This window comes from Halomonas sp. DQ26W (genome assembly GCF_003339685.1).
Taxonomy (GTDB): domain Bacteria; phylum Pseudomonadota; class Gammaproteobacteria; order Pseudomonadales; family Halomonadaceae; genus Halomonas.
Window position 1 is genome coordinate 1 of record NZ_QPKI01000027.1, and the last position, 13,020, is coordinate 13,020.

Genomic DNA, 13,020 nt, shown 5'->3' on the forward strand with positions numbered 1-13,020 from the left:
GGCTGAAACGCTGGCAGTGGTCGCCGGCATTGGCAACACCGCCGGGAGGCCTGCGGCCTCCAGTCGTGAGCTGAAGCTACTCCGACAGCGGCGTGGCAACGTTGGTGGAGAAAGCCGCTGTAGGAGCGCTGCTCCGCATCGCGATTGGCGCCGCCAGGCGCCTCGGCGGAGGCCACAGCGTTGGCGATGTTCGCTGGCACTGGCAACACCGCCGGGAGTCCTGCGGCCTCCAGTCGTGATCTGAAGATACTCCAACAGCGGTGTGGTTTGCCTTAATGGAAAAAACAGCTGTTGGAGCGCTGCTCCGCATCGCGACTGGCGCCGTCAGGCGCCTCGGCGGAGGCCACGGCGTTGGCGATGGTCGCCGGCACCGGCACCCCCGCCGGGAGGCCTTCGGCCTCCAGTCGTGATCTAAAGATTCTCCTACAGGGTGGTAGTCGCCTGTTATGGCAGGAAAAAGCAGCTGTAGGAGCGCTGCTCCGCATCGCGACTGGCGCCGGCAGGCGCCTTGGCGGAGGCGGCCGAGGTTGGCAGTGGTCGCCGGCACTGGCAACACCGCCGGGAGTCCTGTGGCCTCCAGTCGTGAGCTGAAGCTACTCCGACAGCGGCGTGGCACCGTCGGTAGAAAGAATCATTGTTGGAGCGCTGGTTCCCATCGCGACTGGCGCCGTCAGGCGCCTCGGCGGAGGCCACGGCGTTGGCGATGGTCGCCGGCACCGGCAACCCCGCCGGGAGGCCTGCGGCCTCTTCACGCCAGTCTGCGTAGAGCCTTTTTATCTTAAAAATCTTGACGCTTGAAACCTGGAAGCCGTCAGAGGGCCGCGTCGAGTGCGGCAAGGTAGTCCTCGAAGGCAGTCTGCGCCGCCTCCACCGCATTATCGACATCCTCTGGCGGGCAATGATGCTGGCTGAAGGCAAGAAAACGCCGCCAATGCCCATCCGGGTCGATGGCAGCAAAAAAACGATGCGGCACATCTTCGCCAAGCCGCTCGACCACCAGCCGGGCAATCACTTGTCCGCCGAGTCGCGAGCCATCCAGCACGTAGCGCAGGCCAACCAGGGCTGCCGACGAACCGGCTTCCCGGGCTTCGCTGCTATCCGGCAAGCAAAACACTGCTCCCAGGCCGCACAGATCCGCCTCTAGCAGCGGTAGCCGGGGGGGCGCCGGCGCCGCCTCGCCGCTTGCCAGGCCGAGGCGCACCGCGGACACTGTCACTCCAGCCTCCAACTGGGCCTGGGGGCGATACAGCGCCAAAAGCGAGGCGGTATACGACGCCCGGCTCAGCCCTGGCCGCACCAATTGTTGCAGCAAGGGATGACGATCCAGCCGCTGATGGGCGCTGCGCGTACTGTAGCGCAGCGCTTGCGCCACAGCGGGCACGCTCTCACCCTGGAACTTGGCGTTGATCCGGGTCATGCTGATATATGCCACTCAGTGCCAAATGCCATGGACTCACACTCCTTCACGACTGCTTTCTGATAGGGTAACCCGACCATTCACGTCCAGCGCTCCTTGTTCCCCACACCTTTACCATGAGGCCTCCCAGCGCGTGAACCGTAACCATGATCTTGGCAACCACGAGGCCGAACTCGCCGAAGCACTGCGTACTTGTGCCGCCGAGCCTGTCCATATCCCCGGCGCCATCCAGCCGAGCGGCGGCTTGATAAGCTTCGATGTCGGCCTCACCATGGTTCGTCAGGTCAGCGCCAACCTGGAAACCCTGCTGGGCATTCCTGCTGAACTAGCCCTGCGCTGCTCACCCGCCGCGCTGCTGGGCAGCGACCTGCTCGAGCGCATCACCCGTGAACTCGATGAACGCCACGAAGTCCCAGGGGCCTTGACGGCGTATCTAGGGCCCGACACGCAAGGCTTCCATGTCATCTCCTATCGCAGTGGTAGCCGCGTGGTCGTCGAACTGGAACCACTACGTGACGATGATGAGTCTCAGCTGCTGTCGGTACTCAACCGCTGGCTTGCTACGGTACGGGAACCAGCCACCCCCGACCAGCTACTGGAGTGGCTGGTAGAAGAAGTCCGCAACCTCACCGGTTTCGACCGGGTGCTGATCTACCGCTTTGACGAGCGCTGGAATGGCAGCGTGACCGCCGAGAGTTGTGGCGACGGCATCGGCGGCTTTCTGGGGCACTATTTTCCCGCCAGCGATATCCCGCCTCAGGTGCGCGCGCTTTACGATCGCAATTGCCTGCGCAGCATTCCCGATGCCGTTGCTGCAGCCGTCCCGCTGCTGCCCGAATGCGACCCTGTTGACGCCACGCCGCTCGATCTCTCGCCCGGGGTGCTGCGCGCCGTTTCGCCGATCCACCTGGAGTATCTTGCTAATATGGGCGTCGCCAGCGCCCTCTCGGTGGCACTGCACGATGAAAACGAGGAGCGCCTGGGCGGCCTGCTGAGCTGCCATGCCTTGGCCACGCCACATCGCCTGTCGCCGGGGATGCGCGACACGGTGCAGGCGCTGGTACAGATTACCGTTCCCCAGCTCAGGCTGCTGCGCACCAGGAGCGAAAACCAACTCATTCAGAAGGTGCAGGTCAGCCGCGAACTGCTGCACCAATCCCACGAACGATGGATCGATCCTGAGCTGATAGTGGAACAGCGTGGCGAGGAGTGGCTTGACCTGTTCGCTGCCGACGGCATGGCCCTGATCCATCGAACGCGCCAGGGCATGCGCGGCTCAGTGCCAGATTCGCAATCGCTGGAGTCCATTGTCACTTGGCTGAGCGCTCTGTGCGAGGCTCCAACCGTCTGGTACAGCCACTCCCTCAAGGAGACACCGCTGGCCGCCTGGCGCGGCCCCAGCAGCGGATTGTTGGCCGTTCCACTGCCTATCGACACCGCCGAGCCAAGCTGGCTGCTACTGTTCAGAAACGAGGAAATTGAGACGCGCCGCTGGGCCGGTCTGCCACAGAAGCACATCGCGTCCCGTGGTGAACACAGTGTGCTGGCGCCACGCCACTCCTTCGCCGAATGGCAGGAAAGGATTCGCGATCACTGTCGCATCTGGCGTCGCAGCGAACGACGCGCCGCCAGCGACCTCGCCGAAAACCTGGCGGCGCTGATTGCCAGCCACGAGATCCATCTCCTCAATGCCCGTCTGCACGAGGTCAACGAGCGCCTGAAGCGACTTGCCTTACAGGACAGCCTCACCGGGGTATGGAACCGCTACCACATGGAGCAGGCCATAGAGACCGAAATCGCCGCCGCGACACGCTACGGACGGGATTGTGCACTGTTGCTGCTGGATGTCGATCACTTCAAGGCCGTGAATGACGACCATGGCCACGAGAGCGGTGACAAGGTCCTGATTACGCTGGTTACCCGAATGGATACCATGCTTCGTGAGGCTGACCGCCTAGGTCGCTGGGGGGGCGAGGAGTTTGTGGTACTGGCGACCGGCACCACCGCCCGTGGCGCCGAAGAGCTCGCCGAGCGGCTGCGTCACGAGGTGGCAGAAAGCCATTTCGAAGAGGTCGGTCGCGTCACGGTGAGTATCGGGGTGGCCGCTTGCCGGGCGGACGACACGGTCAAGACACTGGTCAAGCGCGCCGACCAAGCGATGTATCGCGCCAAGACGCTCGGCCGCAACAGAGTGTACGGTGCTGACTGAGCCCATCACCAAAGCCGTCTTTCGCCAGCCACCCGTTGCAGCACTCAAGGCCGCTTCCCTAGGGTGGCGGCCGGAGCCGATGACCAAAGCACTCCCGTTCGAGGACGCTTTTTATACTTCTCCATTTTGAGTTCACTGTTCCATGCCATTAAATATCGACACCGGCGCACCTTTGGTAACCAAAGTCAGCTTGTGGCTGACTTGCGTCAAAGCTAAGTTAAAAACGTCACAGGTGATCATAGAACTGTTTAAGGGTAACGTTATACTATTGATGACTTACTCGAATGATCTGTTTTCAGCGTATCCATGTAAAAGCCGAACTACCAAATGACAATAAATGCCAAGGATATCAAGGCAAAAGGACATCAAGGAGATAAAAATGTCGGCAATAAGATTACTGGCTGCTTCGCTCGCTTCTACCACACTACTGGTCGCTAATGCGGCACTCGCCAACCCACCGCACCAGCCGTACGCTTATCTTGGCCTGGGTACCGGCTTCAGCTCGCTGGAAAACGAACGTGACGAGGTCGACAACTTCATCGAGATTGGAGGCCGCAACTTCAGCATCGATGATGACGGCAACGTCTGGAAAGGCTTCGCCGGTTATCAGATTAACCGCTACCTGGCAGCCGAAGTCTTCTACGCCGACCTGGGCAGGGTCCGACTTCGCGGCCAGGATGGCGCCAGTGCGAACCTGGAGTCCACCGCCTACGGTGCCAGTCTGGTCGGACGGTTCCCGATTACAACCTGGTTCAGCCCCTATGCCAGGATCGGTGCAGCCAGTTGGGAGACCGAGGTCAAGGGCAACATGGGCGATGCCGAACTGGATCTGCAGGACAATGATGGCCTCAATCCGGTGTATGGCGTCGGCGCCCAGTTCAACTTCAGCCCGGTCATGCTACGTGCCGAGTATGAGCGCTACGACTTTGACAGCAACTATACCATCGATACGTTCACGGCCTCGGTGGGGTTCCATTTCTAGATTGACCTGCCCTTCCAGGTACTAACCTACTGTCGCCAAAGATGACTCCGGGCCCTGTCCCGGCGTCGTCGTTTTATCCGACGAAACGACGACGATGACCCCGCACCAACTGTGGCATCATCGCTCTATCATCCCCACTCCCCAGACAAGGAGCCTTGCATGAGCGCCATCATTACGCCCGACATCTGCGACGCCAATCCCGAAGTACAGGTACTTGACCCCGTCTTCGTCAACTTCGGCGGCCGCGAGGCATTTTGCGGACCGATACGTACCGTGAAGTGTTTCGAGGACAATTCACTGGTCAAGGAGGCAGCGGCCGAACCAGGCGACGGCGCGGTGCTGGTGGTGGATGCCGGCGGATCGCATCGCTGTGCCATGTTGGGCGACATGATCGCCGAGCAGGCTGCCGATAACAGCTGGTCCGGCGTGGTGATGTACGGCTGCGTGCGCGATGTCGACGTGCTGGCCGAAACCGACCTGGGTGTTCAAGCCCTCGGTGCCCATCCGCGCAAGAGCGAAAAGCGCGGCGCAGGGCAGCGGGACGTACCGGTCACCTTCGCAGGCGCCACTTTAAAGCCCGGGCAATGGTTGTACGCCGACAACAACGGCATCGTAGTGGCGGAAGCACGTTTAAATCTAGAGGGGTGACAGAAGCCGCCGGTGTTGACGGTGGTCGCCAACACTGGCAACACCGCCGGGAGGCCTTCGGCCTCCAGTCGCGATCTGAAGATGCTCCGACAGGGTAGCAATCGCCTAACACGGCAGGAAAAAGTCGCTGTAGGAGGACGATTTATCGCACGACTGGCGCCGCCAGGCGCCTTGGCGGAGGCTGCCGTCACGGCGATAGCCGCAACGTTACCGACACCGCCGGGAGTCCTTCGGCCTCCAGTCGCGATCTAAAGATGCTCCAACAGTGAGGTAGTCGCCGGCCTTGTTGGAGCGCTCAGTACGGCGCCCCGAGTTTCTTCGTGACTGGCGCCGGTAGGCGCCTTGGCGGAGGCCGCTTCGGTCAGCGGTTATCGCCACTATCGCTCTTGCCTTATCCGCTTCTTCAATGCCACTCTAACGTCATGAATCCGAACGACTCGCAATCGTGCTGACTCCCTCATCGCTGGCAATGGACGTGTTGCGTAGCCTGCGCGAGCACCTGCGTCCCTTGGTGGCGTATCACCTGTTTTTCACCCTACTCGCTTCGAGCCTGTTGCTGCCAACCGTTGCGTGGACCTTGACCGGCTTGCTGGGCCGTATCAGCCAGCCGGTGATCACTAACGCGGAGCTACTCGATCTGTTGCTGACACCGACCGGGATTCTCTGGTCGCTGGCCGCGATCGCCATGATTTTCGTGGTGCTCTTCCTGCAACAGGCGGGCTTGATCCTGGTCGCTGTGCGCCGCCGGGACAATCACTATCAGCTCGCTTTCATCGCTCTGTGGCAGACTTTTCGAAGGGCGCCTGGATTGATCGGGTTGGTGGTATTCCAGGTAGGGGCACACCTGTTGTTGTTGTTGCCGTTGGTACTTCTGCTCGGTTGGTTTTACGAACTCATCATTGGCGGAATGGACTCCTATTACGTGCTCCGGGTACGTCCCCCTGAGTACTGGCAGTACCTGGCCATCGCCACGCCGCTGGTCATGGCCTGGGCCTTCGTGGCGGCGACACTCTACTTTCGCTGGATCCTGGCGCTGCCGATAGTCACTCTGGAGCAGAAATCGCCGCTCGCTGCGCTGGCCCGTAGCCGCGAACTGACCCGTGACCGCAAGGGGCACGTGGCGCTGGTCGTGCTGGTCCTGCTGCTGGTGATCATCGCCCTGCCCTTCATCGCCAGTTGGATATTCGATCGCATTTTCACACCCATGCTCTGGTGGCTTCCGGAGCGCAATGCGGTGCTGATCCCGGCCATGCTGGCCTACGTGACCGGCTATGTGCTGGTGACGCTGGCCATTACCTTCATTGGTATTGCAGCCAATGCGCTGCTTTCGGCCTGTCTCTATCTGCGGCTTGCCCATCAGGAACCCCGGCCCACTCCACCACCGCCAGACGCCCATCCTGGCCGCCTGGCATGGGGGGTGGAGTTGGGGGTAGTGCTATTCGCCCTTGCCCAGGCGTGGTGGATCGTCAACAGTTTCGAACTGCGTGATGACGTGACCAACATCGCCCACCGTGGTAGTTCAATGGCTGCGCCGGAGAACACCCTGGCCGCTATCGAACAGGCACTAATGGACCGGGCAGACTACGTGGAGATCGATGTGAAGATTACGGCTGACGGCGAGGTCGTGCTCTACCATGACCGTAGCCTGCAGAGACTCACCGGCGATCCTCGAAACGTCCGCGACCTGACATTGGAGGAGCTGCAGGCCTTCGACGTGGGCAGTTGGTTCGGTGACGCTTTCATTGGCGAACGCATTCCCAGCCTGGACGAGGCACTGCAGGCGGTGAGAGGCCGTAGCGCCCTGATGATCGACATGAAGCCCGACCCGGGCGGTGAGCTGGCGTTGGTGGAAGCGGTACTCGAGTCGATCCGGCGAGAGGCGGCGGCAAGAGAGCAGTGCTTCGACATGCTCTCGCCTGCGCCATCAACGACGCGCTGCGGAGATCCCGGTGTCATGGGCGAGACACGCGTGGCGGCGATGTCGCCAAGGGTGGTGCAAATGGTCAAGGAGCGCGAGCCCGAGTTGCGCGTCACCCTGCTGGCCCAGCTGGTCATGCCGGGCACCCTGGAGCGCCGCGGCTTCGATGCGTTGGGCCTCCGTCACAATCGAATCACTGATAACGAGATACGCCTGGCCCGCGAGCTGGGCTACGAGGTGCATGCCTGGACGGTGAACGACCGGGGCCGCATGTCGCAGCTGATCGACCTCGGCGTGGACGCCATCATCACGGATTACCCGGACCGCCTCACCGAACTGATGCAGGACCGGCGTGAACTCAGCGATGGCGCCCTGCTGCTGGTCAAGCTGCGCAACTGGTTGCGGAATTGATCGTCAATCCCCCACTCTCAGTCACCCATGACCACCCCTTCACGCCGTGGATCAGCACCACCGAAGAAGCCCTCCTCGGTCTTCATGATCGCCTGCAGGCCACTAGTTAGCTCACGCTCGCTGGCGTCATGGCCGCGCTCGTTCAGCGCGTCCAGCACTGCCGTGTCGAAGCGCCCTTCCTCCAGGAACGCCGGCCCGCCGAGCGTAATGGCATGAGGCAGATTCAGCGCCTCCTGGGCATTCAACCCCCAGTCGAGCATCGCCACCAGCGCTTTGGCAGTGTAGTGGATGATGGCTGCGCCACCCGGCGAACCGAGACTGGCGATCAGCTCTTCGCTCTCGCGATCGAAGACCAGGGTCGGACTCATGCTCGAGCGCGGCCGCTTGCTCGCCTCCACCCGGTTGGCGATCGGCGTGCCATCGGCGTCCAGGGGGCGGAAAGAAAAATCCGTCAACTCATTGTTGAGCAGGTAGCCACCCGGCTGACCAGTTCCGCCATCGGCCAGCATGCGCGAACCAAATGCCGATTCGATGGTGGTGGTCATGGCCAGACCATTGCCATCTTCGTCGATGATGCTGATGTGGCTGGTACCAGACTCCGGTTGGTTCGGCTGTATTGCCCAGGAAGTTTCAACGTCGCCGGGGTTGCCTGGGCTGGCACCATCGGGACCCATGCTCTGGTCCTCGATGTGCTCGGCACGCAGGGCCAGATAGTCGGGGTCGAGCATGGTGCTCCAGCTTCCTCCCGGCGCTTCGACAAAGTCGGGGTCGGCGATGTACTTCGCTCGGTCGGCGAAGGCGAGACGCGAAGCTTCGAGGAAGCGATGCAGCCATTCGACACTCGGCTGCCCCTCTTCCAGAGGCGTCAAAAGCTCCGGCAGATGCTCCATGGTACCGAGTATCTGCATGATGGTCAGTTGGCCCGAAGACGGAGGCGGAAAACCGCAGACACGGTAGGCCTGCCAGTCGGAACAGATGGGGTCGCGCTGCCTGGCGACATAGGTCGCCATGTCCTCAAGACTGATGGCGCCCGGACGCTCGGGGTGCCCCTGGACCCGCTGCACCAGATCCTCGGCAATGTCACCGGTATGCATTGCCTTACTGCCATTTTCCGCGATCTTGCGCAGGATGGAGGCCAGGGCCGGGTTCTTGAGCAGGTGACCTTCTTCGAGCGGCTCTCCCTCCTCGGTGTAGTAGAAGTTACCCGCCAGGGCGTCGTCGCGCAGCCACTCGTCACCGGCCAGGCTGGTATGCAAGCGGTGACTGACGTGGAATCCCTCCTCGGCGAGGGTGATGGCGGGAGCGAAGAGTTCGGCCCAGGGCAGTTTGCCATGCTCATCATGAGCCATCTCTAGCATTCGCACAGTGCCCGGCACCCCGACCGAAAGACCGCTGGCAACGGCGTCCATGAACTCGAGCGGCTCCCCGTCCCCATTGAGGAACAGCGATTCACTGGCAGCCCGGGGGGCGGTCTCGCGGCCGTCGAAGGCCGTTACGTCACTGCCGTCGTAATACATCAGAAAAGCACCGCCACCAATGCCGCTGGACTGGGGCTCGACAAGGGTCAGCACCATCTGCACGGCAATGGCGGCATCCACTGCTGAACCGCCCGCCCTGAGCACCTGATAGCCAGCATCGGTCGCAAGGGGATTGGCCGCTGCCACCGCGAAACGCTCGGTTGCCCAACCGGGCTTTTCGCTGTAGCCGGATTCCTGCTCCGGCTCAACAGCGGCGACCTCGTACTGAAACGTCACGTCGGCCAGGGCAGTGACCGGCAGGCCTATCATAGCGGCCGATACGACAATGCCTAACCAGTTGCGACGCAGGGAGACTGTCGGATAATCCATTAGAAGGGCCCTCGGTAACTCCATGTAAGAGGTATACAGCATAGGCGAAAAAAGGCCCGAATGAAGTCAATCAAACGGGCTCTTGAGTTACTTATTGTTGCGGGGTTACTCGATGGTTTCACCCGCCAGCATGAACCAGGTTTCCAGTACTGCATCGGGGTTCAAGGATACGGAGTCGATGCCCTGCTCCATCAGCCATTTTGCCAGGTCCGGGTGGTCGGAGGGGCCCTGGCCACAGATACCTACGTACTTGCCCTGGGCCTTGCAAGCCTTGATCGCCATGCTCAGCAGCTTGAGCACTGCCGGATTCCGCTCATCGAAGAGGTGGGCGACGATGCCGGAGTCACGGTCCAGGCCCAGGGTCAGCTGGGTCAGGTCGTTGGAGCCGATAGAGAAACCGTCGAAGTACTCGAGGAACTCGTCGGCCAGCAGGGCGTTGGCCGGCAGTTCACACATCATGATCACCTTCAGGCCGTCGACTCCGCGCTTCAGGCCATTGGCCGCCAGTAGTTCGACCACTTCTCGCGCCTCGTCGGTGGTGCGCACGAAGGGCACCATGATCTCGACGTTATTCAGCCCCATTTCGTCGCGAACCCGCTTGAGCGCTTTGCATTCCAGCTCGAAGCAGGGACGGAAGGCCTCAGAGATGTAGCGTGAGGCACCGCGGAAGCCCAGCATGGGATTCTCTTCGCCGGGCTCATAGAGCTTGCCGCCGATGAGGTTCTCGTATTCGTTGGACTTGAAGTCCGACAGCCGCACGATGACACGCTGCGGGTGGAATGCAGCCGCCAGGGTGGAGATGCCCTCGACCAGCTTGTCGACGTAGAAGGTCACCGGGTCGGCGTAGCCGGCGGTACGCATGTCGATGGTCTGCTGCAGCTCCAGCGGCAGGGTCTGGTACTCGAGCAGCGCCTTGGGGTGGACGCCGATCATGCGGTTGATGATGAACTCCAGTCGCGCCAGGCCGACGCCGGCATGGGGCAGCCCGGCGAAGCCGAAGGCGCGATCCGGGTTACCCACGTTCATCATGATCTTGAAGGGAATTTCGGGCATGGCGTCGACGGTGGAGACACGGCGGTCGTAGTCGAGCAGCCCCTCGTAGACGTGGCCGGTGTCGCCTTCGGCACAGGAGACGGTGACGTCGCGGCCATCCTGGAGAATGTCGGTGGCATCGCCACAGCCCACTACCGCCGGGATACCTAGCTCGCGGGCGATGATCGCCGCGTGGCAGGTGCGGCCGCCACGGTTGGTGACGATTGCCGAAGCGCGTTTCATGATCGGCTCCCAGTCGGGATCGGTCATGTCGGTGACCAGCACGTCGCCGGCCTTGACCTTGTCCATGTCATCCGGCGAGAAAACAACCTTCACCGCACCGCTCCCGATGCGCTGGCCGATGGCCCGGCCGATAACCAGGGTGCGCCCCTTCTCCTTGAGGTGGAAACGTTCCAGCTTGCCGCCCTCAAGCTGAGAGACCACGGTCTCGGGCCGCGCCTGGACGATATAGAGCTCGCCGTCGTCACCGTCCAGCGCCCACTCGATGTCCATGGGTCGGGCGTAGTGCTCCTCGATGGTCATCGCCTGGCGCGCCAGGGCCATCACCTGCTCGTCGTTGATGCAGAAGCGAGCACGATCCTTGAGGGGAACATCCACCGTGGAGACCGATTTGCCGGCGCTGGCGTCATCGCCATAGACCATCTTGATCAGCTTGGAGCCGAGGTTGCGGCGCAGCACGGCCGGGTGGCCGGCAGCCAGGGTCGGCTTGTGCACGTAGAACTCGTCCGGGTTGACCGAGCCCTGGACCACGGTCTCGCCCAGCCCCCAGGAGGCGGTGACGAAGACCGCATCGCGGTAACCGGACTCGGTGTCCAGGGTGAACATCACACCGCTCGAGCCGGTTTCGGAACGCACCATCTTCTGGATGCCCGCCGAGAGCGCCACGTTCTCGTGAGCGTAACCGCGGTGCACCCGGTAGGAAATGGCGCGGTCATTGAACAGTGAGGCGAAGACCTCATGCACGGCGCGCTTGATGTTGTCGAAACCTTCGATATTGAGGAAGGTTTCCTGCTGGCCGGCGAAGGAGGCATCGGGCAGATCTTCAGCGGTGGCCGAGCTGCGTACTGCCGCCTTGAGATTGGGATGCAGGGTGGCCAGCTTGTCATAGGCGGTGCGCAAGTGCTCCTCGAAGATCGGCGGCAGCGGCGTGTCGATTACCCACTGGCGAATCTCGGCACCGACCCGAGACAGCTCGGTGACATCGTCGACGTCGAGACGGTTGAGGGCCTGGTTGATGCGCTCGTTGAGCCCCTCGTGGGCGAGGAACTCACGATAGGCGTGGGCCGTGGTGGCGAAACCGCCGGGAACGGTGACGCCAGCTCCCGACAGGTTTGAAATCATTTCACCAAGCGAGGCGTTCTTGCCACCGACCCGTTCCACGTCGTCCATGCCGAGCTGATCGAACCACAGGATGTAATCTTCCACGAGACCCCCTTGATCTTCGAAGCCTTGTCACAGGCAAATGATGCAATGGTCGCAACCTTAACCGCATGCTTCCATATTCGCCATTGGTCTAACATCGAAGTCACTGGAGGATTTTTACAACAGTGGCCCCTTTTGCCGCTTTTTTGTAGTGACTTACGGCAGCTCAGCGAAGGCCGGCCAGAGAAAAGTCACGCCTTGCCGAAGACGCCACCAGCCCCGACAATGGGAACAATCCCCGTACACGGAAGCCGATTTCACCATGTCCCGTACCGCCTTCTTCATTTCCGATGGCACCGGTATCACCGCCGAAAGCCTCGGTCGCAGCCTGTTGGCACAGTTCGAGAACATCGAACTGAGCATGCTCACCAAGCCCTATATCGACACCGTAGAAAAAGCGCGCACCCTGGTCGAGATCATCGATGCCACGGCGGCACGCGACGGTGAGCAGCCGATCATCATCGATACCATCGTCGATGAGGGTATTCGCGAAGTGATACGCGGCGCCACCGGTTTCAAAGTGGATATCTTCTCGACTTTCCTCAAGCCGCTGGAGCACGAACTGGGGACGCATTCCAGCTACAGCGTCGGCCGCACCCACTCCATTGGCAAGGACGAGGTGTACATGGACCGTATCCACTCCGTCCATTTCGCCCTGGACAACGACGACGGCGCCCGCACTCACCAGTACGACCAGGCCGACGTGATCCTGGTGGGCGTCTCTCGCTGCGGCAAGACACCCACTTCACTCTACCTGGCATTGCAGTTCGGTATCCGCGCCGCCAACTATCCGCTCACCGAGGATGACCTCGATGAGAATGGAACGCTCAAGTTGCCCAAGGTATTGGCGGCCCATCGCCACAAGCTATTCGGGCTGACCATCGACCCACGTCGACTGACGGCGATACGCCACGAGCGCCGACCCGACAGTCGCTACAGCTCGCTGGACCAGTGCGCCCAGGAAGTCGAACAGGCCGAGGGGCTCTATCGGCAATTGCACATCCCGTTCATCGACACCACGCGCTTCTCGATCGAAGAGATCTCGACCCGCATGATCGCCGAGACCGGATTGAGTCGGCGGTTCTCGCCGCGATAGGCCATTAAGGGCCTGCT

General features: G+C 61.7%; 8 protein-coding genes. 5 read left to right on the forward strand and 3 right to left on the reverse strand.

Going from position 1 to position 13,020, the window contains the following annotated elements; genetic code table 11:
- Positions 1–811 precede the first annotated feature (811 nt).
- Positions 812–1,417 carry a biliverdin-producing heme oxygenase gene (locus tag DU490_RS13505; RefSeq protein WP_114574809.1) on the reverse strand — a complete coding sequence of 202 codons (606 nt, stop codon included), beginning with the start codon at positions 1,415–1,417 and terminating at the stop codon, positions 812–814.
- A 133-nt stretch (positions 1,418–1,550) separates the two neighbouring features.
- Here DU490_RS13505 and DU490_RS13510 point away from each other — a divergent pair, with 133 nt between their 5' ends.
- The 4 genes from DU490_RS13510 to DU490_RS13525 all read left to right on the forward strand — a co-directional run bounded on the left by DU490_RS13510 (position 1,551) and on the right by DU490_RS13525 (position 7,585).
- Positions 1,551–3,626: a sensor domain-containing diguanylate cyclase gene (locus DU490_RS13510; protein WP_220270506.1), complete on the forward strand. Its 2,076-nt coding sequence runs from the start codon at positions 1,551–1,553 to the stop codon at positions 3,624–3,626.
- A 379-nt stretch (positions 3,627–4,005) separates the two neighbouring features.
- Positions 4,006–4,608, forward strand: coding sequence for a porin family protein (locus DU490_RS13515; protein WP_114574810.1), 603 nt, complete (start codon positions 4,006–4,008; stop codon positions 4,606–4,608).
- A gap of 159 nt (positions 4,609–4,767) precedes the next feature.
- Positions 4,768–5,256: a ribonuclease E activity regulator RraA gene (gene rraA, locus DU490_RS13520; protein ID WP_114574811.1), complete on the forward strand. Its 489-nt coding sequence runs from the start codon at positions 4,768–4,770 to the stop codon at positions 5,254–5,256.
- A 469-nt stretch (positions 5,257–5,725) separates the two neighbouring features.
- The gene (locus DU490_RS13525) at positions 5,726–7,585 is read left to right on the forward strand and encodes a glycerophosphodiester phosphodiesterase family protein (RefSeq protein WP_114574812.1); all 1,860 of its coding nucleotides are present in this window, start codon (positions 5,726–5,728) and stop codon (positions 7,583–7,585) included.
- Between the two features lie 17 nt (positions 7,586–7,602).
- Here the strand turns inward: DU490_RS13525 and ggt are convergent, their stop codons facing one another.
- Together ggt and ppsA are read right to left on the reverse strand one after the other, a co-directional pair.
- Entirely contained in the window at positions 7,603–9,432 is a 1,830-nt protein-coding gene (ggt, locus tag DU490_RS13530) for a gamma-glutamyltransferase (protein WP_114574813.1), read from the reverse strand.
- 105 nt (positions 9,433–9,537) lie between these two features.
- Positions 9,538–11,910, reverse strand: a complete 2,373-nt coding sequence (gene ppsA, locus DU490_RS13535) for a phosphoenolpyruvate synthase (protein WP_114574814.1) — start codon at positions 11,908–11,910, stop codon at positions 9,538–9,540.
- A 259-nt stretch (positions 11,911–12,169) separates the two neighbouring features.
- On the opposite strand from ppsA, the gene DU490_RS13540 reads away from it, so the two are divergent.
- Positions 12,170–13,003, forward strand: a complete 834-nt coding sequence (locus tag DU490_RS13540; RefSeq protein ID WP_114574815.1) for a pyruvate, water dikinase regulatory protein — start codon at positions 12,170–12,172, stop codon at positions 13,001–13,003.
- Positions 13,004–13,020 lie beyond the last annotated feature (17 nt).